Source organism: Streptomyces sp. NPDC094034 (assembly GCF_040303865.1).
In the GTDB taxonomy this organism is placed as follows: domain Bacteria; phylum Actinomycetota; class Actinomycetes; order Streptomycetales; family Streptomycetaceae; genus Streptomyces.
The window spans coordinates 72,417-97,966 of sequence record NZ_JBEOUD010000021.1 but is presented as its reverse complement, the minus strand read 5'-3'; the positions used below and the strand labels follow the sequence as shown (position 1 = coordinate 97,966).

Annotated in this window: 26 protein-coding genes; 12 read left to right on the top strand and 14 right to left on the bottom strand. The window is 69.7% G+C overall.

Features of this window, described 5'->3' with window-relative positions:
• The first annotated feature begins 92 nt into the window (after nucleotides 1–92).
• The 9 genes from ABTZ59_RS20305 to ABTZ59_RS20265 all read left to right on the top strand — a co-directional run bounded on the left by ABTZ59_RS20305 (nucleotide 93) and on the right by ABTZ59_RS20265 (nucleotide 9,835).
• The gene (locus tag ABTZ59_RS20305) at nucleotides 93–974 is read left to right on the top strand and encodes a helix-turn-helix transcriptional regulator (RefSeq protein ID WP_351405149.1); all 882 of its coding nucleotides are present in this window, start codon (nucleotides 93–95) and stop codon (nucleotides 972–974) included.
• 272 nt (nucleotides 975–1,246) lie between these two features.
• Nucleotides 1,247–2,305 (top strand): DUF1611 domain-containing protein, encoded by a 1,059-nt coding sequence (locus ABTZ59_RS20300; protein WP_351405141.1) that lies wholly within the window; start codon nucleotides 1,247–1,249, stop codon nucleotides 2,303–2,305.
• A 6-nt stretch (nucleotides 2,306–2,311) separates the two neighbouring features.
• On the top strand, nucleotides 2,312–3,403 hold the full coding sequence (locus ABTZ59_RS20295) for a hypothetical protein (protein ID WP_351405136.1): 1,092 nt from the start codon (nucleotides 2,312–2,314) through the stop codon (nucleotides 3,401–3,403).
• Entirely contained in the window at nucleotides 3,400–5,181 is a 1,782-nt protein-coding gene (locus ABTZ59_RS20290; RefSeq protein WP_351405130.1) for an ABC transporter ATP-binding protein, read from the top strand. Before ABTZ59_RS20295 ends, ABTZ59_RS20290 begins: the two co-directional genes overlap by 4 nt.
• A gap of 482 nt (nucleotides 5,182–5,663) precedes the next feature.
• Nucleotides 5,664–6,692 (top strand): sugar phosphate isomerase/epimerase family protein, encoded by a 1,029-nt coding sequence (locus tag ABTZ59_RS20285; protein ID WP_351405120.1) that lies wholly within the window; start codon nucleotides 5,664–5,666, stop codon nucleotides 6,690–6,692.
• Between the two features lie 172 nt (nucleotides 6,693–6,864).
• Entirely contained in the window at nucleotides 6,865–7,365 is a 501-nt protein-coding gene (locus tag ABTZ59_RS20280; protein ID WP_351405111.1) for a hypothetical protein, read from the top strand.
• 101 nt (nucleotides 7,366–7,466) lie between these two features.
• Nucleotides 7,467–7,982, top strand: coding sequence for an MmpS family transport accessory protein (locus ABTZ59_RS20275; protein WP_351405104.1), 516 nt, complete (start codon nucleotides 7,467–7,469; stop codon nucleotides 7,980–7,982).
• A 506-nt stretch (nucleotides 7,983–8,488) separates the two neighbouring features.
• Nucleotides 8,489–8,710: a hypothetical protein gene (locus ABTZ59_RS20270; RefSeq protein ID WP_249950301.1), complete on the top strand. Its 222-nt coding sequence runs from the start codon at nucleotides 8,489–8,491 to the stop codon at nucleotides 8,708–8,710.
• A 93-nt stretch (nucleotides 8,711–8,803) separates the two neighbouring features.
• Nucleotides 8,804–9,835 carry a sporulation protein gene (locus ABTZ59_RS20265; RefSeq protein WP_351405090.1) on the top strand — a complete coding sequence of 344 codons (1,032 nt, stop codon included), beginning with the start codon at nucleotides 8,804–8,806 and terminating at the stop codon, nucleotides 9,833–9,835.
• Nucleotides 9,836–9,965: 130 nt separating this feature from the next.
• On the opposite strand, the gene ABTZ59_RS20260 is transcribed toward ABTZ59_RS20265, so the two are convergent.
• From ABTZ59_RS20260 to ABTZ59_RS20245, 4 genes are all read right to left on the bottom strand, one after another.
• Nucleotides 9,966–10,421, bottom strand: a complete 456-nt coding sequence (locus ABTZ59_RS20260) for a winged helix DNA-binding protein (protein ID WP_351405082.1) — start codon at nucleotides 10,419–10,421, stop codon at nucleotides 9,966–9,968.
• Nucleotides 10,418–10,912, bottom strand: a complete 495-nt coding sequence (locus tag ABTZ59_RS20255; RefSeq protein WP_351405072.1) for a MarR family winged helix-turn-helix transcriptional regulator — start codon at nucleotides 10,910–10,912, stop codon at nucleotides 10,418–10,420. Before ABTZ59_RS20255 ends, ABTZ59_RS20260 begins: the two co-directional genes overlap by 4 nt.
• A 106-nt stretch (nucleotides 10,913–11,018) precedes the next feature.
• Nucleotides 11,019–12,044, bottom strand: a complete 1,026-nt coding sequence (locus tag ABTZ59_RS20250; protein ID WP_351405055.1) for a TerC family protein — start codon at nucleotides 12,042–12,044, stop codon at nucleotides 11,019–11,021.
• Nucleotides 12,045–12,222: 178 nt separating this feature from the next.
• Nucleotides 12,223–12,699, bottom strand: a complete 477-nt coding sequence (locus ABTZ59_RS20245; protein ID WP_351405046.1) for a carboxymuconolactone decarboxylase family protein — start codon at nucleotides 12,697–12,699, stop codon at nucleotides 12,223–12,225.
• Nucleotides 12,700–12,889: 190 nt separating this feature from the next.
• Between ABTZ59_RS20245 and ABTZ59_RS20240 the strand changes: the two genes are divergently transcribed.
• The gene (locus tag ABTZ59_RS20240; RefSeq protein WP_351405039.1) at nucleotides 12,890–13,831 is read left to right on the top strand and encodes an RNA polymerase sigma-70 factor; all 942 of its coding nucleotides are present in this window, start codon (nucleotides 12,890–12,892) and stop codon (nucleotides 13,829–13,831) included.
• Nucleotides 13,832–13,934: 103 nt separating this feature from the next.
• Here ABTZ59_RS20240 and ABTZ59_RS20235 read toward each other — a convergent pair whose 3' ends face one another.
• The 3 genes from ABTZ59_RS20235 to ABTZ59_RS20225 all read right to left on the bottom strand — a co-directional run bounded on the left by ABTZ59_RS20235 (nucleotide 13,935) and on the right by ABTZ59_RS20225 (nucleotide 17,656).
• Nucleotides 13,935–15,008 (bottom strand): SagB/ThcOx family dehydrogenase, encoded by a 1,074-nt coding sequence (locus tag ABTZ59_RS20235; protein WP_351405025.1) that lies wholly within the window; start codon nucleotides 15,006–15,008, stop codon nucleotides 13,935–13,937.
• Nucleotides 15,009–15,226: 218 nt separating this feature from the next.
• Nucleotides 15,227–17,395, bottom strand: coding sequence for a TOMM precursor leader peptide-binding protein (locus ABTZ59_RS20230; protein WP_351405016.1), 2,169 nt, complete (start codon nucleotides 17,393–17,395; stop codon nucleotides 15,227–15,229).
• Between the two features lie 141 nt (nucleotides 17,396–17,536).
• Nucleotides 17,537–17,656 carry an azolemycin family RiPP peptide gene (locus ABTZ59_RS20225; protein ID WP_249950289.1) on the bottom strand — a complete coding sequence of 40 codons (120 nt, stop codon included), beginning with the start codon at nucleotides 17,654–17,656 and terminating at the stop codon, nucleotides 17,537–17,539.
• Nucleotides 17,657–17,972: 316 nt separating this feature from the next.
• On the opposite strand from ABTZ59_RS20225, the gene ABTZ59_RS20220 reads away from it, so the two are divergent.
• A complete protein-coding gene (locus ABTZ59_RS20220) occupies nucleotides 17,973–18,878 on the top strand; it encodes a class I SAM-dependent methyltransferase (protein WP_351404988.1) in 906 nt (301 codons plus the stop codon).
• A 51-nt stretch (nucleotides 18,879–18,929) separates the two neighbouring features.
• Here ABTZ59_RS20220 and ABTZ59_RS20215 read toward each other — a convergent pair whose 3' ends face one another.
• The 5 genes from ABTZ59_RS20215 to ABTZ59_RS20195 form a co-directional block, all read right to left on the bottom strand.
• Complete coding sequence (locus ABTZ59_RS20215; protein ID WP_351405636.1) at nucleotides 18,930–20,042, bottom strand: NAD(P)-dependent alcohol dehydrogenase; 1,113 nt, start codon at nucleotides 20,040–20,042, stop codon at nucleotides 18,930–18,932.
• A 2-nt stretch (nucleotides 20,043–20,044) separates the two neighbouring features.
• Nucleotides 20,045–21,448, bottom strand: coding sequence for an aldehyde dehydrogenase family protein (locus ABTZ59_RS20210; protein WP_351404983.1), 1,404 nt, complete (start codon nucleotides 21,446–21,448; stop codon nucleotides 20,045–20,047).
• A gap of 8 nt (nucleotides 21,449–21,456) precedes the next feature.
• Nucleotides 21,457–22,209 (bottom strand): (5-formylfuran-3-yl)methyl phosphate synthase, encoded by a 753-nt coding sequence (locus ABTZ59_RS20205; protein WP_351404976.1) that lies wholly within the window; start codon nucleotides 22,207–22,209, stop codon nucleotides 21,457–21,459.
• Nucleotides 22,210–22,534: 325 nt separating this feature from the next.
• Nucleotides 22,535–22,909 (bottom strand): CU044_2847 family protein, encoded by a 375-nt coding sequence (locus ABTZ59_RS20200; RefSeq protein WP_351404967.1) that lies wholly within the window; start codon nucleotides 22,907–22,909, stop codon nucleotides 22,535–22,537.
• A gap of 55 nt (nucleotides 22,910–22,964) precedes the next feature.
• Nucleotides 22,965–23,615 (bottom strand): CatB-related O-acetyltransferase, encoded by a 651-nt coding sequence (locus tag ABTZ59_RS20195; RefSeq protein WP_351404960.1) that lies wholly within the window; start codon nucleotides 23,613–23,615, stop codon nucleotides 22,965–22,967.
• Nucleotides 23,616–23,893: 278 nt separating this feature from the next.
• On the opposite strand from ABTZ59_RS20195, the gene ABTZ59_RS20190 reads away from it, so the two are divergent.
• The gene (locus tag ABTZ59_RS20190) at nucleotides 23,894–24,253 is read left to right on the top strand and encodes a DUF779 domain-containing protein (protein ID WP_351405627.1); all 360 of its coding nucleotides are present in this window, start codon (nucleotides 23,894–23,896) and stop codon (nucleotides 24,251–24,253) included.
• 40 nt (nucleotides 24,254–24,293) lie between these two features.
• Here the strand turns inward: ABTZ59_RS20190 and ABTZ59_RS20185 are convergent, their stop codons facing one another.
• Nucleotides 24,294–24,488, bottom strand: coding sequence for a hypothetical protein (locus tag ABTZ59_RS20185; RefSeq protein WP_249950282.1), 195 nt, complete (start codon nucleotides 24,486–24,488; stop codon nucleotides 24,294–24,296).
• Between the two features lie 182 nt (nucleotides 24,489–24,670).
• Entirely contained in the window at nucleotides 24,671–25,540 is an 870-nt protein-coding gene (locus tag ABTZ59_RS20180; protein WP_351404948.1) for a phosphatidylinositol-specific phospholipase C/glycerophosphodiester phosphodiesterase family protein, read from the bottom strand.
• Nucleotides 25,541–25,550: the final 10 nt, after the last annotated feature.

Genomic DNA, 25,550 nt, shown 5'->3' with positions numbered 1-25,550 from the left:
GTGCGCCGCCGACCGCTCGGCAACCAGACCCGTGTCATGGGTACACCTCCCAGGGACACCCGGACACGGACCGTCGCGCCTACGCTCGCAGCATGGAGCTGGAGAGCCTCGGGGCATATCTCAAGAGCCGCCGCGGCCGGGTCACGCCCGCCGACGTCGGACTGCACACCTACGGCACCGCCCGCCGCGTATCGGGCCTGCGTCGTGAGGAGCTCGCGCAGCTCGCCGGCGTGAGCGCCGGCTACTACACACGGCTGGAACAGGGTCAGGCCGGTACACCCTCCCAACAGGTCCTCGACGCGCTCGCCCACGCGCTCCAGCTCGATCCGGCCGAGACCGCCCACCTGCACAACCTCGCCCGTCAGCCCGCCACATCACGCCTGGTCCGTCCCCGCCATGAAAGACCGCACCCACGAGTACTGGCGCTCCTGGCGTCCCTGGGTGGAACCACGCCGGCTGTCGTGCTGGGCCGCCGCGGCGATGTGCTTGCCTGGAACCGCACGGGAAAGGCCCTCGTCGCGGAACACATCGACTTCGACGCGCCTCACGATCTCGCGCGACGGCCGTCCATCCCCCGGATGTTCTTCCTGGACTCTCTCACCCGCGACCTGCACCGAAACTGGGATGAACTCGCTCGAACCCATGTCGCCTACCTGCGGCTCACCGCGGGCAGGTACCCCACCGACGCCCGGTTGGCCGAACTGATCGGTGAACTCGCCATGCGGAGCGGAGACTTCGCGACGCTATGGGCCAAAGGCGACGTCGCGGATTGCACCGTGGGCACCATGCGGCTGCGACACCCGACCGTCGGAGGGGTGGAGGTCGACTACCAGGTGTGGCTCCAGCCCGACAGCCCGGACCACCGGCTTGAGGTCTATACACCCAACGACAGCGCCTCGGCCGACGCGCTGCGCCTGCTGTACAACCAGGTTTCCGATCAGCGGGAGGCTGAGAGCGCACTCGCCGACCAGTGAAGCGGACCAGCGAGGCACAGGATCCAGCCCACGCCCGAGCCCCGCACCCCGTACTGAGCTGATCGGGTGGCCACGGGCAGTGGGCGTCTCCTCGGACTTCTCCGAGTCTCCCAGTTGTACCAACGCGCATGGTCACCGCCGGGGCGCCCACCAGGGTCGCCGTCACAATGCGGTCGCTCCCGGGAGCACCGAACATGGGATGAGCGAATCGAATGGACGACACCCGTTCGGGCGCCGGCACGGGCCCGATCCGCACCGGATGAGGATCTGTGATGAGAGATTTCGCTGGGGCCAAGTGGGGCTATGTGACCCGCAGAATCGACGATCGGGACGCGACCGTGCCCGGTGGGTCGGTTCGCGAGCCGCAGCTCGGGGATCTCGTGGTCGCCACCGTGGCCCACCTGGGCGAGCTCGACCATCTGGAGGATGTCCACGGTCGGCGCGTCCGTCTCTACTGCGGCGACATCGTGGTGGGTGCATATGGCAACCGGTATGCCACGGACTTCTACGAGGGGTATCTGCCGACCGGGCCCAGTGTTCATCTGCTCACGGCGGGCGGCCTGGTGGGAACGGTCGCCTCGGCGCATGCGCGACGGCAGCCACCGACCGAGTTGAAGGTGATCGGCACGCTCAACGACCGGTCCGGGATGCCCCTGTCGCTGGAACACTACGCGCGGACGCCGTCGCCGCACGCGGCGCCGGAGTGGGGCACTCTGGTCGTGCTCGGCTCGTCGATGAACGCGGGCAAGACCACGACGGCGTCGGCCATGGTGAGTGGCTGGACGCGAGCCGGACTGGCCGCCGGTGCGGGCAAGGTCACCGGTTCCGGCAGCGGCAAGGACCGCTGGACGTACATCGACGCGGGCGCCAGCACCGTTGCCGAATTCCTCGACTTCGGTATGTCCTCCACGTTCGGCTATCCGGTCGAGCGGTTGCGGACCACGATGACCGCCATACGCGACGCGTTGGTCGACGACGGTGCGGACGCGGTCGTCCTGGAGATCGCCGACGGGCTGTTGCAGTCCGAGACACGGGCGCTTGCCGAGTGCCTGCCCGGATTCGCCCACGGTGTCGTACTGGCGGCGGCCAACGCGCTGGACGCGGCGGCCGGGGTGACGATCCTGCGGGGACTGGGGGTCCCCGTCCGCATGGTGAGCGGTCTGGTCACCGCCAGCCCCCTCGCCTCCCAGGAAGCACACGCGGCCACGGGATTGCCGGTCCTGTCCCCGCCACAGCTGGCAAACGGCGCGGCCGTGGACCTGGTGCGCGCACCGGTCGCCGGGACCGTCGCCACGGCGGGACCTCTTGCCGACGCCGCTGTCCAGGGATGATGCCCCGTGATCCCAGTGATCGTCTACGTACCTGACGGACGTCTCTGGCCGGGGCAGTTGCGTGAAGCCGCCCTGGACGTCCTTGAACTGCGGCCGACCGAAGTGGTCATGCCCGAGGCCACGGTCCGTGACGAGCGTGGCGGGCCGCTGTTCACCGGCTCCTCGTTGATGTTCGACCCGGCGGCCGGTGGTGGCCCCCTGGCCGACGCCGAAACGGACCGGCAGGCCCGGGCGTTCGGTGTGACCAACACGGCCTTCCACGTCCAGCGTGCGCTGCGGTTCGCTTCGACCCTGCTCGGCCACCCTCTCCCGCGCCTGCTGGTCAGAATCGGGATGCACGACCAGCCCCGCCGCTGGCGCGGCGGGCATTACCGGCTTCCCAGGTCGTCGCTCACGGACGAGCCCGCCACTCTCAGCTGTGCGGGTGAGGTCCATCTCGGGGGCGGCGCCGGATTCGTCCCGGCGCTGGGTGGCAGCCGGTACTTCCGCGCCCCCGCACACAACGCCGCGATCATCTGTCACGAGGTCGGCCATCATCTGTGCCGGCACACCGCGGACTTCCGGCTCAACCGGCTGCGTCCCCCGGCGCAGCAGACCAACCGGAAGATCGCCCTGGACGAGGGCACAGCAGATCTCCTCACCGCCATCCTCCTGGGCACCTCGGACATCTACGGCTGGCACCGCGGGGCGATCGCCGAGTGGGACCCGCGGCGCCGCAAACTGCAACCCCGGTGGACAATGGCGCACTTCGTGGGCGGACGGGACCGGGACCCGCACGCCGACGGCACCGTGTGGGCCTCGGCATGCTGGTCCGCTCGTGAGCGGGTCGTCGCCACGGGTGCCGACGCGGCGCGCTTCGACGCGGCGCTGCTGCGCGGCATGGAGTCGGCCGGGGCCGGTACCGCCCGGCTGACCAAGGACGCCTTGAAAGAGCGCCGCCAGTTCTCCCGGATGCTGTCGGCGATCACGGGTGCCGACCCCGGACTCGCGCCGGTGGTGCTGAGCGCCATGGCCGAGCACGGCATACGCCCCGGCGCGAGCAACGCAGCCCTCAGAGAAGCCGCCCGCGCGGAGCTGACCGCGGAGGTGGGCAGATGAGGGACCGCAGAGCCGACGTGGGAATGATGCGATACCTGTGGCGATTCCGTTCCTACGGTCGCCCGCACCTGGGCACGCTGCTGCTCGGTGTGGGGCTGCGCATCGGAGAACTGATCGCCGACCTGGCGGCACCCTGGCCGCTGGCACTGGTCATCGACAACGTACTCAAGGGCCACTCCAGCGGCCCGCTGACCTGGCTCACGGGCATCGTGGGCTCGTCACCGCTGGCCATGCTGAGCGTAGCCGCCGCCGCACTGCTGCTGATCACTCTCGCGTCGGGGACGTTCGACTACCTCGGTGACCGTGTGATGAACAGCGCGGGAGAGCGGATCACGGCGGAGATCCGCACGGACGTCTTCGCCCATATGCAACGGCTCCCCATGAGCTACCACGACCGGCAAGCCGTCGGGGAACAGACGAGCCGCATCGCGATCGACACCAGCCGGATCCAGGACGCTCTGGTCGACCTGTTCTCCACACTTCTGCCCGGACTGCTGGCCCTCGCGGGCTACGCCACGGTCATCCTCTCCGTCGACTGGCGCCTGGGGCTGATCGCGATCGGGGGCGCCCCGCTGATATTCCTCACGGCCGCCCGCTACACCCGGTTGACCCGCCAGACGGAACGGCGCCAGCGCGCGGCCGAAGGACACCTCGCCACCTTCGTCACCGAATCCCTTCAAGGCATCCGCACCATCCACGCCTTCGGGCGCCAGGACCTGCACGACGCGCATTTCGCCACCAGCAACAGCACCACCCTCAACGCCGGTCTGCGCAGCGTCGAACTGCGGGCCCGATTCACTCCACTGCTCGAAGCCGCCGCGGCGGTGGCGACCGCGGCGCTGCTGTGGGCGGGCGGCCTCGGTGTCGTGAACCACTGGTGGACCGTCGGGCTGCTGGTCGTGGTGACCAGCTACCTCAAGGACATGATCAAGCCCATGCGATCGATGTCCCGCCTTTCGATCACCTTCCCCCAGGGCGCGGCCTCCGCGGAACGCGTCGCCGCCATCCTCGACCAGCCACCCCCGCCCCCGGCACCACACCGGCGGATGCCCGCCCGAGCCACCGGCCGAATCGACCTGCGCGACATCACCCTCGACTACGGCCGCGGCCCGGTCCTGCACCACTTCGACCTCACGGTCCACCCCGGCGAACGTCTCGCGCTGCTCGGACCCAATGGCTCCGGAAAATCCACCGTGCTCTCCCTCATCGCCGGTCTCTACGCGCCCACCCGCGGCCACCTGCTCCTCGACGGACTCCCCCTCGCCGACATCCCCACCATCTGGCTGCACCGCCAGATCGCGGTCGTGCTACAGGACACGTTCCTCTTCTCCGGCACCATCGCCGACAACATCCGCTACGCCCGCCCCGACGCCGGCCCGCACGAGATCGCCCGGGCGGCGGAGGCAGCCCTGGTCACCGAGTTCACCGAACGCCTGCCCGATGGCCTGGGCACCCGCCTCGCCGACCGGGGCGCCGGCCTCTCCGGCGGCCAGCGCCAACGCGTAGGCATCGCCCGCGCCCTGCTTGCCGACGCCCCCGTTGTGCTGCTCGACGAACCCACCACGGGACTGGACAACGTGGCCGAGGATCTCGTCGTCCGCGCGCTCGGCCACCTGGTCGACAGTCGCACAGCGGTCATGACCACCCACCGGCCTGCCCTCACCCGGCTCGCCACCCGCACCATCCATCTCGACGACGGCGTCACGCGCACGGGCGGCGCTCCGGCCTCGGCGCCGGTCCGGCGGGAGGCCGCGCGGGTGCCCCGGCGGGCCGCCTGACGGACAGGCAGGCCTGTCGCGACGGCCGCCCAGGTGCGTGACCGAACGGCTTGGCAGCCGGCGGTGTTCGCACTGCCGCGAAGCCCGGTCCGGGTGGGCCCGCGCCGGAGCCGGGGCGTACGAGCGCGTCGGGAGCCCCGACGCCGGGTCCGGGGAACCCCCCAGTAGCCGCCGCGCCGCGATGAGCCGACGCACATGGCGGGGATGCGCGCTGGGGCATGGGCGAGAGGAACCACACGGCGACGCCACAAGACGATGGTCCACGAGCCTCGAACCCCCCGCTTCGGATCGACGGCTGGGCTGAACATCGGGATCAGTCTTGCGTCGATGCCGACTTCTTACCGTCGCCCTGCCCACTTATGCACGTTGGTCTACAGACTTCTGCCGGACTCTTGTTGAAAGTTCTGCCATCGCCCTATGGTCGGCACGGCAGCGCTGGAGAGCGACGGCCGTAGGGCCGCGCCAGTACAGAAGGAGAGCCTGTGGACAACGAGTTGAGTCGTCGCGCCGTGCTCGGTGCCGGTGCCGGCGTACTGGCCACCGGAGCGCTCACCGCCCAGGCGAGCCCGGCCTCGGCCCTCGCCTCCTCGCCGCAGGGCCGTCCCAGTGGCGGGCCGAACGTGATTCCGGCCGACCGCATAGGCCTGCAGATCTTCACCGTCCGCCAGTTGATCGGCAGTGACTACAAGAACCTCGACGTCGCCCTGGAAGCCGTCCACGACGCCGGTGTCCGGGAACTCGAACTCGCCGGTGACTACTACACGAAGACGACGGCCGAGCTCAGGTCCATCATCCAGTCGCACGGACTTCGCATCGTGAGCAACCACTTCGGCCCACGTGGAGCCAACCTCCCGAATCCGTGGCTGACCCACGACGGCAGAATGCAGATCTTCGAGGACGCCCAGACGCTCGGCAGGTTTCCCCATGTCGGGACCGGCAGCATGTTCGGCTTCCCCGGTGCTGGATCCGGTGCGAATACGAGCGAGGGCTTCAAGGCCCTGGCGGAAGTGTTCAACGAGTGCGGCGAGCACGCCGTTTCGCAGGGCTTCGGCGGCTTCTTCTTCCACAACCACGACAGTGAGTTCGCCCTTGAGAACGGCGTCCCGCTCTACAACACCTTGCTTGAGTACACCGACCCCCGCTACGTGAAGTTCGAGGTCGACCTGGGTTGGGTCACGGTCGCGGGCGAGGACCCGTACTGGTGGATCAAGAAGCACGGGAACCGATTCGTCGCGTTCCACATCAAGGACGTCAAGTGGGACCCGAACGGCAACCGTACGGCGGCCGCGGGCACCCGCGCGGGAGGCAGGAAGTTCCGGTTCGTCGACGTCGGGAAGGGCGACATCGACTGGACCCGCACATTGTCCGCACTCAAGGACCTCCGGCACTACCGGTTCTTCCTGGAACACGATGACGCCGGTGACCTGACCCTCAACCCGCCCGGCCCCGCGAACACGGTCTGGCGAGGCTGTAGCACCCTGGATGGCATCAACACCTCCCGACGCGAGTAGGAGGAACAGGCATCACGCGTCCGGGTCCCGCTCCGTCCGGCGAGGGACCCGGATCGGCGTGTTTCGCGGAGACACGCCCTCGCGCGTACCGTCGGCACCGACGAAGATCAGCGCACCCCACGCGTCGTGTACTTTTGCCCATCCGAACCGAACCTTCCCTCGGAGGCCTTCGATGGCCCGGCTGTACGTGCGTCCCGGCATCGACCCCGACGAACCGGACGTGCCCGTCGTCGTCCTCCTCGTGGATCCCGACGGCGCTCCCGGGGAGCGCGCCGTGGTCCGGCTCGGCGACTACTGTCACGAGATGAACGGGTGGGCCTGCCTGTTGCGGACCGATGGCTGGGCCGAGCACACACGCGACGGCGGGCAGTTGGTGGTCGACGTCGCCGTGTACCCGGTCGCGTTGCGCGCGGTCGGCGTGGACCCCGCCGACTTCCCCGGACGGTCGGCCGTCGACCCGGAAGCCGTGGTGGTCCTGAGCACGCGGACAGCGGCCGGCCCGGAGTCGTCCGTACGACTGTCCGAGGGCACCGCCGTCTTCACGGCGGGCCCGGACGTTCCACTGGACGAGCTGCTCGCGACCTATGACGACTGGCCGATGATGCTCGCGCCCCCGCCCGAGGCCCAGAGTCTTTCGACCGGTCTCGCCGCCCCGGCACACTGTCCTGAATGATGCCGATTGGGGTTGTCAGGCACGAATTCTCCATCACCTGGTATTCGTCGAATCCGATGGTGTATAACCCAGGCGAATTCACCTCGACAGAAAGCGCGGCCATGCCGACGACCCCAGAACCGGCACGACTGGAAGAGCCCGAAACCCCGGACACCACAAGGGTTTCCCCAGCTCAGGACAAGCGCCGCGGCACCCGCGGCGGCATCGCCGTCGCCGTGGCCCTGCTGCTCGCCGGCGGCGCGTTCGTCGGTTACGGAGTCCTCGACGCCGAGGACACGCCGGCGGACGAGCGGGCCGCGACGCCCGCCGCCGAGGTGACCTACGAGGTGCTGGGCGAGGGCGCGGCCGACATCTCCTACCGCGGGGCCGACGGCGACAAGGCGGACGTGGTCACGAACGCCGGCCTGCCGTGGAAGAAGACCGTGAGCGTTCCGCTCGGCGCTTCCCCGATCGTCAACGTCACCCTCGGCGAGAAGGGCGGCACGGCCAGCTGCACCCTGACCGTACGCGGCAAGCATGTTCAACGCGCCACCGCCACCGGCGCCTTCGGCCGGACCACGTGCAGCGGTGAACTCCCCGCCCCCGAAGCGTCCGTTGCCCTTGAAGGAACCCCGTAACCCCGCACGGCTCGCCCACTCGGCTCCGGGCGCACGCGGGCCTAGGTCCTGTCCGGTCGATCTTCGCGGATAAGCCCGCGGCGTCTGGTGCCGTGCATCGCAAGGCGGAGGATCGCCCATGTACTGGACGTACTTGGGCGACTGACGACAACGCGGCGAGGTGCGGTGCCAGGCGTCGCGGGCCCGCGACGATCGACCGGACAGGACCTAGTCCGCTTCGGCCGGCGCGCGAGTCGCGGGCCCGGCGGTTCGTCGGCAGAGACCGCCGCCGCCTGTCGGCGTTCACGTGGCAGCGTCGGCCCCCTGGGCGCGATGCGACTCCCAACCGGATGATTTTCGGACTTGTTTCCTCGGATCGGCCAAGGGCGTCGGCCAGGAGCACGACCCCATGCCTATGCTTCTACAGCCTTGTAGATATTGCGCGGGCGCCCGGGGCTTCCGGCTGCCCTCCGGCAAGGCGTGTTGGGCGTTTCCTCATTCACCCGTATTCCCCTGGGAGGGCTTTCGTGGCTTCGATCGACCTGGACAAGATGCTGGACAAGGCGTGGGCGGACAAGGCGCTGCCCGAGATCCTCGCCGCACCTGTCTCAGCCTTGAAGGGGGTCTCGGACCGGGACGGGGAGCTGCTCCAGGAGGCGTTCGGCGTCAAGACCGTCGCCGATCTGGCCGACCTCAAGTACACGCGCTGGGCGCAGGCTCTGGCCGTGCTGGGCGCCTCCGCCAAGTAATCACGCGCCGCGGTTCGGTGCGTTCCGCGTGATTCCGGCGCACCGGGCCGCGGTTCAGGGACGACTCGCAACAGAGAAGGAGTGAACGCGACGATGGTGTTCAAGCGGCTGCTCGGCTCACTCGGCATGGGTGGCCTCGCGGTGGACACGGTCCTCGACGCGGACGCGGTGCTGCCCGGTGGCGCGCTGACCGGGCAGGTTCATCTGAAGGGCGGCGGCGCCGACTTCACGATCGAGCACATCACCCTGGAGCTTGTGGCCCGGGTCGAGGTGGAGCACGACGGCGGGGAGTCGGACGGGACGGTCGTCTTCGCCCGGTTCGGCGTCGGCGGCGACTTCCGCCTCGCGGAGGACGAGCGACGCGGTATCCCGTTCAGTGTGGCGTTGCCCTGGGAGACCCCGGTCACCGAACTGAACGGCCATCCCTTGTGGATCGCCCTCGGCGTACGCACCGAGGTGTCGGTGGCGGGCGCCAGGGACAAGGGTGATCTCGACCCGCTCTCCGTACGCCCTCTGCCGGCCCAGGAGGCGGTCCTCGAAGCCCTGGGACAGCTCGGCTTCGGGTTCAAGTCCGCGGATCTTGAGTACGGGCGGATCCACGGTACCGGCCAGGAACTGCCCTTCTACCAGGAGATCGAACTCACGCCCCCCGCGCAGTACGCGCACCAGGTGAACGAGATCGAGGTGACCTTCCTCGCCCATCCCGGCGGCATGGAAGTGGTCCTGGAGGCCGACAAGCGCGGCGGCCTCTTCTCCGGCGGTCATGACGCGGTATCCCGTTTCGCCGTCAGCCACGACGACGTCGGACAGGTCAATTGGTACGCCGAGGTGGACGGCTGGGTGCGGCAGTTGGTCGAACGCCGGGCCGAGTACGGCTCCCCCGGCTCCCACGGCTGGCACGGGCACGGTGACACGCACCACGGCGGGAGCCACTCCCACGGTCACGGCGAATATCACCACGCCGAAGGGCAAGGCCACCGCTCAGGACCCGGCATGGGCACCATGATCGCGGCCGGAGCCGCGGGGCTGGCCGTCGGTGTCGTCGGCGGGATGGTCGCGGCCGAAGCCGTCGACGAGGTCGGTGACTTCTTCGAGGGCGACGACAAGGGCGACGACGAGGAGTAGGGCGGCGGGCGGCGCTGGCCGGAGATCACACCGGGCCCACGCTCCGCGGGGTCCGGGCGGCCCCGCGGAGCGATCTTCGACGTTTTGTCTATGTCGCGGCCGGGTGGTCGGGCGCCGGGGCGGCCCCGGTTCAGGCGTTCATCGCCGCGAGTTCCGCGTTGGCGCGCTCGGTGACCAGGGCGAGGACGCGGCCGGCGGCGGCCAGGTCCGCGGCGGGTATCCCGCCCCAGACACGGGCGCTGACGGGGGCGGTCTCCGCGCCGACGGTGGCCGCCAGCTCGCGCCCCGCCTCGGTGGGGAGAAGGTGCGCGCCGTCCCTGACGAGCAGCTGCTCGGCCAGTAGTTCATCGAGAGTGGCGCGGATGCCGGCCGGATCGGCCTTGAGGTAGCCCTGGACCAGAGTGACGAGATCGTCCGCCGTCCGCGGGGTGTCGGCGTTGATGGCGGCGCGCAGGGCGATCTGCTGCTGGAACGTGATGCCGTGCCGGGCAAGGACGTGCTCCAGGACGCCGCGGGCGGCGTAGTGGGCCAGGCCGAGGGCGCGGGCGTCGGCGACGGGTTCGGCGGCGGTGGATGTGGTGGTCATGGTGTTGTCCCCTGAGTGCTCTCGTCGTTCGTCACGGATGGAGTGAGAGGTACGTTGAGCAGGGTCGTCAGCTCGTCGGCGAACGCGCGCGTCCGGGGGGCGTCGAGGCCGCCGAGCGGCTCCAGCAGCTGCTGAAGCAGTTCCTGGACCACCGCGACGGCCTGCCGCGTGACGGCCTGGCCCTGCTCGGTGAGGGCGAGTTGTACGGCGCGCGGATCACGGGGGTCCCGGGTGCGCTCGATCAGACCGGCCGACTCCAGGGCACGCGCCAGCTTCGAGACATACAGCGCCTCCAGGCCGGTGTGGTCGGCGAGTCGGCGCTGGCTGGGCCGCTCGCCGGTGCGCTGCATGCCACGCAGCGACGCGACCAGTACGTACTGCGCGTGGGTGAGACCCAGCGGAGCCACCGCGCGATCGACCGCGACGCGCCATTTGTTGGCGAGCCGCCATACCAGGAAGCCGGGCGTGGGACCCGGCGGAACCTTGCTCATGCCAAATAGAGTACATGGAGATTATATCCATGGCTACTATCTTGAAGTCCGCAGGCCGCCCCAACGTCGTTGGTGGGGCGGCCGGACGTGTGCCGGGCGAGGCGGCTCAGCTCTGGGCGTCCGCCCTTTCGGTCGGTTTCCCCTGGTCGTCGCTCCCGGCGTGCTCCGCCGCCGTCTCCGCCGCCGTCTCCGCTGTCCTCGATGCCTTCTTCGACGCCGCGAGGCTGGTGATGGTGGTGATGACCAGTACGCCGCAGATGACGGCGAGTGAGACGGGGGTGGAGATTTCCGGTACGTGGAGGCTTGTTGTCTCGTGGATTCCGTGCAGGACGAGTTTGACGCCGATGAAGCCGAGGATGACCGACAGGCCGTAGGCGAGGTGGACGAGCTTCTTGAGGAGTCCGACGATGAGGAAGTACAGCTGACGCAGGCCCATGAGGGCGAAGGCGTTGGCCGTGAAGACGATGTACGGGTCCTGGGTGAGGCCGAAGATCGCGGGAATGGAGTCCACGGCGAAGAGCACGTCGGTGATGCCGATCGCCAGCATGACGATGAGCATCGGGGTGACCAGGCGCTTGCCGTTCTCGCGGATGGTCATCTTGGTGCCGTGCCACTTGTCGGTGGACGGCACGCGGCGCTGGATGGCCCGCATGAGGCGGCCCGGTTCCCAGTCCTCCTCTTCCTCGGCCCGTGCTTCCTGGATGAGTTTCCAGGCGGTCCAGATGAGGAAGGCGCCGAAGATGTAGAAGACCCAGGCGAAGGTGCTGATGGCGGCCGCGCCCACGGCGATGAAGACGGCGCGCAGTACGAGGGCGATGAGTACGCCGATCATCAGGACGCGCTGCTGGTAGATCGTGGGGACGGAGAATTTGGCCATGATCAGGACGAAGACGAAGAGGTTGTCGACGCTGAGTGACTTCTCGGTGATGTAGCCCGCGAAGAATTCACCGGATGCCTGTCCGTCGCCCCAGATGAGCAGGCCGGTGCCGAAGAGGGCGGCGAGGGCGATCCAGACGATCGACCAGGTGCCCGCTTCCTTCATCGAGACTTCGTGCGGCTTGCGGCCGCCGATGAAGAAGTCGGCCGCGATGAGTACACACAGCCCTACGACTGTGAGTACCCACATGGTCATGGAGACGTCCACCCTGTGTTCCTCCCTCTGGCGTGAGACCCCCAAGGTACAAGGATGACCAAGAGAAGGTAAAGGAATAGTCTAAAGCCCTGGTCAGAACCCCCTGGTGACGAGAGCTCAGGCACCCGACCGCTCCGGGACAGTCCTCCTATCCGAACTGCCCGTGCTGGTAGTCGCCCTATCCGAACTGCCCGGGCTGGTAGGCGCCGCCCGGCATCCGATTGATGACGCCCATGCGGTTGGAGGCGTTGATGAGGGAGATGAGCAGCACCAGAACGGCGAGTTCCTCCTCGTCGTAGTGCTCGGCGGCATTCGCCCAGGCCTCGTCCGTGACGCCGCCGGCCGCGTCGGCGATGCGGGTGCCCTGCTCCGTCAGCTCCAGGGCCGCGCGCTCGGCCTCGGTGAAGACGGTGGACTCCCGCCAGGCCGCGACCAGGTTGACGCGTACCGCGGCCTCTCCGGCGTGCGCGAGGTCCTTGCTGTGCGCGTCGGTGCAATAGCCGCAGCCGTTGATCTGGCTGGCGCGGAGCAGCACCAGGTCCTGGGTCGCCTTCGGCAGCGTCGAGCCTTTGAACAGGGCCATGCTCGCCGAGGCGAAGTGCTTCAGGGACTTGGCCGCGACGGGGCTGGCGGAGAGGTTCAAACGGGCTTCCATGGCTTTTCCTCACTCGTGGTGTCGCTTGCTGGACGAACACGAGATGCCGGCGGGCCGGTTCTTGTGACGGCGCGGAGATGTGACGCGTACCACGCGATCGGGTGGCCGCGGTCGCTGGATCGGTGTCACAGAACGGCGGCGGCCGTCGTCTGGTGGGTGATCCAGTCGAAAGTGGAGAGGGAGCCCGCCCATGACCGGCACGTCGGGGACCGCGTCCGAAAGCCGCGGCGAAGACATCAGCCGACGCGACCGCTCGGCCGACGCGACCGAGGCGTTCGTCGCGCACCGCAATCTGCTGTTCACCGTCGCCTACGAGATGCTCGGCTCGGCCGCCGACGCGGAGGACGTCCTACAGGAGACCTGGTTGCGGTGGGTGGGCGTCGATCTCGACACGGTGCGGGAGCGGCGTGCGTATCTCGTCCGGATCACCACGCGCCAGGCGCTGATCCGGCTGCGTACCCTCGCGCGCCGCAAGGAGTCCTATGTCGGTGCGTGGCTGCCCGAGCCGCTGCTGACCACGCCCGATGTGGCCGATGACGTCGAGCTGGCCGACAGCGTCTCGACAGCGATGCTGCTGGTGCTGGAGTCGCTCGCGCCGACCGAGCGGGCGGTGTTCGTGCTGCGCGAGGTCTTCGCTCTCGGGTACGACGAGATCGCGGAAGCCGTCGACAAGAGCCCGGCCTCGGTCCGTCAGATCGCCCACCGGGCGCGCACCCATGTCGCGGCCCGCCGACCGCGTGAGGTCGTCTCCGCGGCCGAGACCCGGGGCGCGCTCGCGGCGTTCCAACGAGCGGTCGAAACGGGCGACCTGCAGAGTCTGCTCGACCTGCTGGCACCGGATGTCGTCTTCCTGGGTGACGGTGGTGGAGTCAAACAGGCCGTGCCGCGGCCCGTCGTGGGGGCCGATGAGGTGGCTCGCCTGCTGGCGGTCGGTCTGCCGAGGATCGGCGGCGAAGGTTCGGTCGAGCCGGCCCAGATGAACGGCTGCCCGGCTCTGATCGTCCGGCTCAACGGGGAGATCGACGGTGTCGTAACGGTACGGATCGACGACGGCTTGATCACGGGGCTCTACTTCGTGCGCAATCCCGAGAAGCTGTCACGCGTCGAACGGGAGACGACGGTGACCCGCTGACTGACAAGGATCCCCGCCATCCGCCGCTACTCGGGGGCCGCCGCCTTCGGTTGTCGGCCGGGCGGCCGACCCCACTTGGGCTCATCCTGCCTCGGTCTTCCGTTCAGCCTGCCGGAAGGCCGGCCGGTGTCGGAGCCGTTGTGGTGGCGGAGGGGTCGGGCAGGCCCAGCGCCAGGTTTCCGACGTGGAGGAGCCGCTGCTCGTACGGCTGGAGGAAAGGAGCCGACACCGGCACCTCCATCCGTCCGGTCGGGCACGACGCCAGGCCGAGATCGGTGGCGGTCAGGCACATGGTCTGCAACAGACAGCCGGTGTCGCGGTAGATCATGCTCAGCGCCATCCCCGCGTACTTCCAGCCCGTACGGTCCGCGCGGGAGGCGAGGTAGAGCCCCGCCGGGGGCGCCTCGTTGAGCAGCGCCGGGAGGGTGATGGTCCGGTGCTGGAGCGCGGCGAGGTCCTCGTTCCAGTCGGACAGCCGGTGCAGGGCGTGGTCGAACGCGTCGTAGTGATACGCCCCGGGCAGTAGGCGCTCCACGTCGCGGGCGATCAGGTAGATCTCCAGGCTGTGCCGGGCGCCCCCGGATGGCGCGGGGCGCTGCGTCTGCTCGTAGGAGCGCGGTGGCAGATAACCGCGCACCCGCGCGGACCGGTCCAGGAACGCGGCGAGGAGCCTCAACGGCACCGGTTCGGTGGCGAAGTCGCGGACACTGCGCCGCTCGGCAAGCACCTCCGCGAGCGTCCGGCTCGGCAGGTCGCGGGTATCCGGCAGGGGAACGGTCCCGGTGGCCTCGGGGTGGCACAGTCGGGCCGGCGGCGGTGTGCCGCGCCGCGTGCCGGGCAGGGGCCCGCGCCCGGCCTGTGCGTGGCAGGCGCGTTCGTACGGTGTCAGGCCGTCGGCGGCGGGTTCGGCGTCCTCCTTGCCGTCATGGCGGACGATGCCCGCGGAGGCCAGCCGTTCGAGCAGCGTCCGAGTCGTGTCGGCGTCCGACTGGTGCGGCCACCGGGCGTTGAGTTCGTCCGCCGTCAGTGGGCCGTCGAGCCGATGCAGCAGATCGACCAGTTCGGGCTTGGCGACGAACTTCCGGCCGCTGCGCGAATCGACGAGCACGGAACCGGAATCGTCGTCCCACTCCAGCAGCAGGTCGGGGTTTCGGCGGAAGAGCGTTCGCGTGTCCACGCGGTATAGGTCCTTCCTGAGCGTGTCCGGGCCTATGCCCTGTCTGACAAATCCCGCCTGGCTCGCGACGCCTGGCACGCGCGCTCGCCGCGTTGTCGGGCTCGTCCAAGTACGTCCAGTACGAGAACGACCCTCCGCCTTGCGATCACACGCACCAGACGCCCCGAGCCCCGCCCTCCGGGCGGACGGCGCTATGTGTCAGACAGGGCCTCGGCGGATCAGAGGAAGGGCAGCGGCAGGGGGTTGAGATCGTCCTCGCCGAGGGGGGTCGTACGAACTCCCATGGCCACCGGTGCGTGGAAGACACGAGGGCCACCCCGCCGGTGGAAGTCGCTGCGCAGGGTGATCGGGCACAGGCCGGGCACCAGGGAGCGCACGACCGATACACCGCACTCGGCGACGTCGATGGGGGTGATGTCCACGCTGATGGCCTCATAGCCCCGCGCCGCCAGGCGCCGAACCGCTTCGTCGACGTCCGTCTGGAACCCCTGGGAGGGCCTGGGCGGCGGGACGGGCCTTGAGGGGCCGTCGTGCCAGAACTCCAGGTGCCGTGCCCGGTCGTGGTCCCAGTAGTAGAGGCTGAAGTCCCTGAGCGTGTCCAGCGCCGCGTCCGCGGCGGGGATACGGGCACCGGCGTCGAGCTCCTTCTGCCAGGTGGCCGCGCCGGCGCGGCCCAGGCATGCCTCTTCGAGGGCGCCGAGGAGGGCCGCGTGAGGATCGAGGTCCGCCCGGGCGGCGTGTACGGTCACCGGCCGCCGCTCCGTGTCTTCCTGGCAGCGGATGGCGAAGGCCGGGATACCGAGATCGGTGGTGAGGTCCTTGCCCGTGACCGCGACGCCGGCGGCGGTGAGCTTGTCGACGATGCGACGCGGTACGCCGTCCGGCAGGTTCGTCAGGTCCAGACTGGGCAGGGTGAGGCGGTTCTCCCAGAACACCACGCTCGCGTCCCGCTCGACGACCTCCATCAGCCCGGCCAGCACCGCGTGTTCGTGACAACTGCCCGCGGCCAGCCCGGTGGAGATGGGATCGAACCATGCCCGGTGGTTCTTGGGGAACCGGTAGGGCAGATAGACCGCGCAGGCCGGCACGTACCGCGCCCTGCCCGTCGTCAAGGAGCGTCCCCGCACCCAGTCGATCGCGGTGTCGGGCTCGAAGGGGCCGTAGCGGGGGTGGTCGGCGTACTCCTTGGCTGAACCCAAGGGCAGGTCACGGGGGTCGACGGCCTCGTCGCCAAGGTCGGTGAAAGAGGCTCGCACCAGCTGGTCGCGACCATAGACTCCGGCCGCGTAGCGCTCCATCGTCTCGCCCACGGCGCAGACCCGGGCGGTGACCGGATCGCTCTTGACGGCCCCTCCACGTGCCTCGGCGTCCACCGGCGAGAACCAACTCGTCGTGGTGCGTCCGGCGGTGCGCGCGTATGTCGTGTCGCCCTCTTCCCCGGCTCCGTCGTCCACGCGGAGTTCCAGCACGAGTCCGGTCAGCGGGTCGACGGCGCCGCGCATCCGCTCCCAGCAGGCGCCCACGTCGGTGTCCCCGGTCTCGTCGCGACGTGGCGAACGGGCGCGTGAGGAGCAGCCGGGACAGCCGGGAGTGTGGAACAGCGCGTGCCGGGTGCGCTCCAGCTCCTGGTGGTCGAACTCGGTGAGGACCCCCCGTCCCGGTCCCGGCCGGCCACCGAGGAGCCTGAGGGTCTCGTGGGCCAGCAGCCCGGACGCGATGGCGGTGGTGGGCCACGCGTCGCTGTCGGCCGCCCCCAGCAGCACGTCGAGCGGCAGATCGGCCACCGCTTGCCAGACGTGGTTCGCGCGGATACGGCGCACGAGACACACCGGGCAGGGTGTGTGGGGCGGTGTGAGAGTGGCGGACAGCAGCCGCCTCGGGGTGTTCAGATGGACGACAAGCGGTACGCCGCTGTCCATCGACACCTCGGTCCATCGCTGGAGCACGGGCTCGGGCAGGGACAACGGCAGGACCGCCACGGCCGGGGCCTGTGCTCCGACCCGCGGGGGCTCGACCGAGGCCGTCCTCACTCCGGCCCGCCGAAGCTGCGCCGCGACTGCCTCCCCGAGAGCGCCATCGGCGACGGCCACCACGTGATCCTCGGATCCGTCGCCACCGGCGGCGTACAGCGGGTGGGCCTCCCGCTCACCTCCTTGGTGGACCAGGCCGCGGGCCCGGAGCCCTTGGACCACCCGCTCGGGCAGCACGTCAAGGAGGAGATTCCCGTCCCTGTCCTCCCGGGGACCGGCCGGAGGGGGCGGCAGTCGCAGCATGCCGGTGCTCGCGCAGACGTACAGATGATCGCCGCGCGTGACGAGCCGAACATCCCGCCGGGTCGTGAGCGGCACGGATGGTGGTGCGAGCGAGGAGGCAGCGTGTGTGTCCAAAGCGGTCCGCCTTCTTGATGGAGCGTCAGGGGTGAGGGAGAGGAAGGGGGGAGGAAGGGGGGAGGAAGGAGGGGAAGTGGGGAGAGGAAGCGGGCATCCTCCCGCTCGGTGGGGGCGGCGGGAGGATGCCTCTGGGGCTCCTTACTCGTCCTCGACTTCGGTGTCGGCCGCGGCGACGGCCGACAGACAGCTGTGCCCGGCGAACGTCTCCTCCGCCATGGGCAGCGCCATCTCCTCGAACAGTTCGTCGTTCTCAGACATGCTTCTTCTCCTTCCTTGGACGACCCTCCATCTGGACGCGTCCGCCTGGCCTGCCGCGCAGTACCAGCACACACGCAACTCCATTACGCGTGAGCCCAGTTGATATGTCGAGAAATCTGCTGACTGACCACTCAGAAGGCTGAAATGTATGAATACTCGTCACTCAGCACACAGCACACTTCGGAGCACTCCGGGGCCACTTGAGCGATATACACCCCTTCAGGTGAATGCTCGCGGCTTCTTCATATGAGGGACCCTCGTCGGCTGGACAGTTTCCTCGCTGCTCGTGGGCTCAACTCGCCTCAAGGGAGGACACATGGCCGGCACAGCGCATCGCAACACCGGTGTGGAAGGCGTGGAAGGAGGCGTCGGTCTGACCGCTCTCCTGGTCGCCGCGGCACGGGCGATCGAGACCCACCGCCACGACAGCCTGGCACGGGACGTCTACGCGGAGCACTTCGTACTCGCCGCGCCGGCGTCAGCGGGCTGGCCGGTCCGTGTGCAACAGGCTCCGGGCGGGGACGCGAACCCGCTGTGGGGACGATTCGCTCGCTATTTCGGTCTGCGGACAAAGGTCCTCGACGACTTCCTCCTCCGGTCGGTGCACTCGGGCGCCCGCCAAGTGGTGCTGCTCGGGGCGGGGTTGGATGCGCGGGCGTTCCGACTCGACTGGCCTCCCGGCCGCGTGATCTTCGAGATCGACAGGGAAGGCGTGCTGGCGTTCAAGCACAAGGTGCTCGGCGGGCTGTCGGCCACCCCGAAGGCGGCGCGCGTACCGATCCCGGTCGATCTGCGTGCCGACTGGGTCGGCGCGCTCACCGACGCCGGCTTCGACACGGCCGCGTCCAGCGTCTGGCTGGCCGAGGGGCTGCTGTTCTATCTGCCCAGCGCCGCCGAGACCCATCTCATCGACGCGATGGACCGGTTGAGCACGGCGGGAAGCGCTCTGGCGTACGAGGTCAAGCTCGAAAAGAACCTGCTGGATTACCGCGACAGCCCGATCTACACCGCGACGAGGAACCAGATCGGCATCGATCTGCTCACCCTGTTCGACAGAGGGCCGCGCCCCGACTCCGCGGCTGATCTGGCGGGCAAGGGCTGGTCCACATCGGTCCACACCCCCTTCGACTTCACCCGTCGGCACGGACGCGGCCCGCTGCCCGAGCAGAACGACGCGCTGGCGGGCAACCGATGGGTGTTCGCGAACAAGCCCCGGTCGTAACGCCGTCGTCGGACGGCCCGGTGCACGGCGTCGAAAGCCCCGCTCATCGACTCATCGGATCATCCGCGACCGCCCCTCGGGAATCAGGACGGGTTTGACCACGCGGCCCGCGTCGCAGTCGCGTTCGGCCTCGTTGATGTCGGCGAGCGGGTACGTACGGATCAACTCGTCGAAAGGGAACAGCCCGGCTTGCCACAGTCCGGTCAGCCGGGGAATCAACAGCCCCGGCACCGCGCCCCCCTCGCAGATGTGGGAGATCGTGCGGCCCCGGTCCAGTGCCCCCGGTTCAAGCGGCAGCGCGGTGTGGAGACGTGCCACCAGGCCGAGGTGACCGGTCGGGCGCAACGACCGGAGCGCGTCGTTGATCAGCCGGGCGGAGCCCGTGGTGTCCAGCGCGAACCGCGCGCCGCCGTCGGTCAGTCGCCGGATACGGTCGGGCAGATCGGCCGACGCGGCGTGCAGCGGGATCGCGCCGAACCGCTCGGCGAGGGCCAGCCGTTCGGGGTGCCGGTCGACGGCCACGACCACCGCCCCGGCGGCGGTGGCCGCCATCGCCGCGGCCAGCCCCACCGCTCCCGCGCCCAGGATCGCGATGGTGTCGCCGGGGCCGGCGCCGAAGGAGTTCAGAACCGCTCCGGCGCCGGTGAGGAAGCCGCAGCCGAGTGGTCCGAGCAGTGCGACGGGCAGTGCGGGGTCGACCCGTACGGCGTTGCGGGCCGGGACCATCGCGTACGCGGCGAACGAGGACTGGCCGAACCACCGGGGGGCCAGCGCGCCCCCGGCCGCGTCGGTGAACCGCGCCGCGTTCTCCGCGCGCCCTCCGAAGAGGTTGAGTGAGGCGAAGGAGTCACAGTAGGCGGGGGCCGCGCCCAGGCAGTTCCGGCAGTGTCCGCAGGAGTCGAAGCTCAGCACGACATGGTCGCCGACGCCCGGGCCGGTGTCCTGGCCGCCCGTCTCCACCACGACCCCGGCCCCTTCGTGGCCGAGCACCGCCGGCAGCGGTGTGCGCCCCGCCGAACGCCGGACCGCGAGATCGGTCCGGCACATTCCGCAGCCCTCGATCCTGACCAGGAGCTCGCCGTCGGCGGGCCCCGCGTCCAGAATCACCTCCTCGACGGCGAATCGGCTCTCGTAAGAGCGCAGTACCGCCGCGCCGAACCTCAAGGTCACGCCTCCTCCGGACGGTGCACGACGAACGGTCTGAGGTTCCCGTAGAGCCCCCACGGCCCGCCCGCGACGCCGACACCGCTCTCCTTGATGCCCGCGAAGGGCTGGGCGAGGGACAGTTCGGCGTGGTGGTTGAGCCACGCCGTCCCGCACTCCAGCCGGTCGGCCACCGCCTCGGCGCGGTCGAGGTCGGTCCCCCATACCGAGCCGCCCAGCCCGAATCCGGTGTCGTTGGCCGCGTCGATGGCCTCGTCGAGGCTCCCGTACGGCAGCACCGGCAGGACCGGACCGAATTGCTCCTCCCGCACCACCGGGCTGTCGGGCGGGACATCGGCGAGGATCGTCGGGGCGAAGAAGTAGCCCGGCCGGTCCAGCCGGTGGCCTCCGGCTACGGCTCGGGCGCCGTCGGCCAGGGCTTGGGCCGTGTAGCGCTCGACCCGGGCCAGTTGGGGCGCGTTGTTGACCGGCCCGAGCCGCGAGCCCGGGTCGAGCCCGGCTCCGACGACGGTGGTCTTCGCGCGTGCCGCGAGGGCCTCGACCACCTGAGGGTAGAGCCGGGCCGGGGCATAGACGCGCTTGACCGCCATGCACACCTGTCCGCAGTTACGGAACGCCGCCCAGAACAGCCGGTCCGCGATCCGCTCCACCTCCACGTCCTCCAGCAGGATGGCGGCGTCATTGCCGCCCAGTTCCAGGGTGACCCGGGCGAGCGAGGCCGCCGCGCCCTGAGCGACGGCCCGTCCGGTCGGAATCGAACCGGTGAAGGTCACATGGCGGATCCCCGGATGGGACGCGAGGCGTGCGCCGAGGGGTTCGCGTCCGGTGACGATCGTCAGTACGTCCTCGGGAAGGGCGGCGGAGATGACGGACGCCAGCAGCCGGGTGGCAAGAGGGGTGAACGGGGAGGGCTTGAGCACCATCGTGTTGCCCGCGGCGAGCGCGGGCGCGAACTTCGCCGACGCGAGCTGGAGGGGAAAGTTCCACGGGACGATCGCGGCGACGGGCCCGAGGGGTCGCCAGCGGATCTCACCGCGTACCGGCCGACCGTCGGTGATCGGCCGGGGCCCGGCGTCCAACTCGGCGAAGTAGCGCAGTCGGGCCGCCGTGCGGGCGATCTCCGCGTACGACTCGGTCAGGGGTTTGCCCTGTTCGCGGGTGAGCAGCGGGGCGAGGTCCGCCCCGGCAGCCTCCACGGCGTCGGCTGCCGCGAGCAACGCGGCGGTGCGGGCGACGGGGTCGGCCCGCCAGCCGCGCCAGGCCTCGTGGGCCCGGTCGACGACGGCGTCCAACTCGTCCGGCCGCTGGTCAGGAGCCTCGTCGAAGACCTCACCCGTCGCCGGATCGACGACGGGGAAGCGCCCGCCACGGGCCCCGGGCGCGCGACGGGGCAGGCTTGTCGGCATGCCGGCGGTCAGCCCGCGGCGACGGCGGCCGCGTATTCCTGGGCATGCCGGTCCATCTCCGCCCGGAAGGCGGCCACCAACCGCGGCCGAATCCTTCCGGTGTCGCGGTCGCCGCCCTCGCAGACCGCTCCGCGCACCCCCACGATGTCCGTACCGATACGGGTCAGTTCGCCGAGGTCACCCGCCTTGACGCTGCCCGCGAGGGCGGCGAGCAGACCGGCCTCGTGGGCCAGCCGGACGAACTCCGCGCAGACGTCCGGCGGAACGTGGTCGAACAGCCGTGTCCCGTCCTTGATCGCCGTGTCGAGCATGGCCGCGTCGGAGCCGGAACGGAGGGCGATGTCCGGCAGTGCCAGCGGGTTGACGCATCCGATCCGGTGGGCGTCGGCGTAGCCCGAGGCGACGACGAACGCGTCCGGCCGATAGTCCTTCACCGCCCGGACGACTCCTCGCATCACATCGATGGCCTGTCCTGGCGTCGTGCATCCGTAGAGGCCCACCTTGATGTACGTGGCACCGGAGACGGCCGCGCCGAGCGCCGCCTGGGCGACCGTACCGGGCTTGTACGGTACGTCCCCGACCGTGGCGGACACCGGCTTGTCCGCCGGGACCGCTTCGCGGATCTCCCTGATGACCCACGGGAAGTTCGCACCGAGCGAGCCCTCGTCGGGCTTCTTGACATCGACGATGTCGAGGTGCTCCGCCGCCTTCGCACAGTCAAGGGCTTCCTCGACGCTGTCCGGGGAGATGAGAAGCAACAACGTGGATTCCTTCCACCGCATGTCCACCTGCCGAGGGGCAGGTGTGCGGAGTCGCCTGGATCACTCGCGGTCCGCTCATCATCGCGGTGGCGCATGGCCGTCGGTAGAGCGCGCGGAGTGCGAACGGGGCGTCGCCCTGGAGTGCCCACCCCCCAGTGCGCCGTCCACGCCGGTCCGTACCGCGACCGATTCGACGCCGCTCCCGGCGGTGGGCCGGGGTGGTGGACCCAAGGTGGCGACACCAGCGCTCCGCCGCCCTCGCACGCAGGCGCCCTCGCGCCCCGCCGCCTCGCACGCCAGGCGGCTGCGCCTCCCGCTCCGGGCGTCAACTCCCCTGTGCGGAATCGGGCGTTGGGGGCGACGCGTCGCTCCTGTTCCATGTCAGGCTCACGGAGAAATTCGCGGCCGTCGCGGTACTGGCGATGACGACATCGGCCTCGGCCGACAGCGATACCCCGAACTCCAGTGTGATCTCGTCCGGGGAGTTCGCCATCCCGCGCAACCGCCCCACGAAGCTCTCCGCCACGGGCCGTACGGTGTCCAGCATTTGACCGAACGACCGCTCGGCCCGCGCCACGGAGCGGCTGCCGCGGCCCACCCGGACGAGGGTTTCGTCCACTTCACGGATCTGGACTCGAATCGTCTCGTCACCGCCCTCATGCAGAGGCACTTCGACCGTGTGAACAAGGCGTTCGCTCATGGCATCCTCCAACAACCGGGAGTTGAAGATCTTAACGGTGTCGGATACGACGGTCTCAGATACGAGGGATGTCAGGGGCGGCGGCTTCGAGGTCGGCGACGCTGCCCGACATGATCGTGCGCACATGCTCGGTGACATGTTCCGCCGGCCAGTCCCACCAGGCCACTGCCAGCAGTCGGGCCACGTCCTTCTCGCTGTAACGGGTACGTATGAGCCGGGCCGGGTTGCCGCCGACGATCCCGTAGTCGGGCACGTCCGCGGTGACCACGGCGCCGGAGCCGATGATCGCGCCGTGGCCGATCCGTACGCCGGGCATCACCATCGTGTGGTAGCCGAACCAGACGTCGTTGCCGACGACGGTGTCACCACGTCCGGGCAGGCCGGTGAGCAGGTCGAAATGGTCGGCCCATGAGCCGCCCATGGTCGGGAAGGGGAACGTCGACGGGCCGTCCATGCGATGGTTGGCACCGTTCATGATGAACCGGACGCCCGTGCCCAGCGCGCAGAACTTGCCGATGACGAGCTTCTCCGGGCCGTAGTGATAGAGCACGTTACGGGTCTCGAACGCCGTCGGGTCGTCCGGGTCGTCGTAGTAGGAGTACTCCCCGACCTCGATCAGCGGCGACTTCACCAACGGCCTGAGCAGCACCACTCTCGGCTGATCGGGCATCGGATGGATGACTGTCGCGTCGGCGGCCACAGGCATGGGGAGCCTTCCTTGTCGAGTGAGTCGCGGAATCCGCGGGGTCGCGTGCCGGTATCCGTCCTATGATCGCACCGCGCCGATCCGCCTCCCGTGGCGTGGGAATCCGTGGCCGGGAACGTCCCCGGTCCGCGTGCAACCGTCTCGCAACGTCGGGGGGAGTTGACTGAGTCCCCGCGGATCGATGAGCGATGACCGACGGCGGCGGAGAGACCATGAATGAGCAGACTTCCCCCCGGGAACCACTGGCACCACCCCAGCCACCCCGGCCACTCCAGCCACTGGAACCACCGGAGCCACGCGTCGAGGTGACCCCCGCGGCCGCCGAACTGATCCGGCGGCTGCGGGCGGAGCACGGACCGCTGATGTTCCACCAGTCGGGCGGCTGCTGCGACGGCAGCGCGCCCATGTGTTATCCGGACGGTGAGTTCCGTACGGGTGCCTCCGATGTACTGCTCCAGTCCCTGGAGATCGAGGGGATCGCCGAGCCGGTGCCCTTCTGGATGTCGGTGAGCCAGTACGAGGCGTGGCGGCACACCCGGCTCATCGTCGATGTCGTGAAGGGACGCGGCAGCGGCTTCTCCCTGGAAGCCCCCGAGGGAGTGCGCTTTCTCATCAGGTCACGGCTGTTGGGGACATAGGCCCGAGGACGCGGGCGGGCCAGGGACCGGGGCGGGCGGATCAGGGGTGGAGGCCGCTGACCACGCCCGCCGTGGTGGAGATGCCGTTCGCGATGGTCGGCGCCATGCTCGTGCCCGCCAGAAAGAACCCGAGCAGGACGCAGACCGTCGCATGCCAGAACTTCAGTCCTCCATTACGCAGGAAGACCACCGCGAGGATCGCCAGAAGCAGAATCACTGAGATCGAAATAGCCATCGAGAACCTCCTCCGCCGCACCGGATCGCGGCTTTCGGCCGCCAGTGTGGCGGAGGAGGGGGCTGGGCAGGCCGACTGGCGTGTCCGCCGTACGGGTGGTTGACCTCGGGGATTCCCGCTGGTCCTGTCTGACACACGGCGCCGTGCGACCGGCGGGGGTCGTGTCGGCCAGGGCTCAGGGGCTACGGACGGTGCTGACGGAGAAAGCGTTCGAGGCCGGCGAGGTCATCCGTGTTGAGATGGTCGACCCCTGCGGCCAGCAACTCGGTCCAGACAGCGTCCCGCGCCGGCCCCGGGAGATCGGGCGTACTCCAAAAGCGCACCCGCTGGCCGCGTGCGTGGGCGGTGTCGACGACGCGTCGCAGCTCGGCGCGTTCGGCGGCGGGGAACGCGCCCACGCCCTGCCAGCTGAAGCTCTGGTTCCAATTGCTGCTGATGAGCGGGATGAAGGAGGCCGAGGCCGCCGTCCCGAGGTCATCGAGCCGCCCGTCGTAGAAGGCGTACCGTACGCGCTGCGCCTCCATCGGCTCACGGGCCGCGCGGTCGCCGGAGATGACGGGGGTGACCGCGCCCGCGCGCACCGAGCCGTTGGTGTAGCGGCTCAGCATCGAGCGGTAGCCGGTCAGTTGGCGGTGCAGCTCGGCGTAGGCGGCGACGCCGTCCGTCTTGATGTCGATGAGCAGCTGCACCGGTCGGTGGTAACCCCGGTACACGGAACCGTGGTTGGCCCGCACCCGCGCCAGGAGCGGATCGAGGTAGAGCCCGCGCAGGGTTCGGGCCGGGTCGAGTTCGGTGGCCTCGTGGGCGACCAGCAACTCGCCGTCGACCAGGAAGATATCGGCTTCCACGCTGGTGAAGCCGTGCGACAGGGCGTCGAGAAGAGGACGGGGGTGCAGATAGTCGTTGTGGGCGTGAGCCTGGCGCAGCGGCCGGGGGCCGTCGTCGCCGCGCTCCGGCCGCGAGGACGCCTGTGCGTACGCGGGTGCCGCGACGGCTCCCACGAGCGCGGCGGCGAACGTGCTGACGGCTCTGCGGCGGGTGGTGAGGGCCATGATGCCTCCG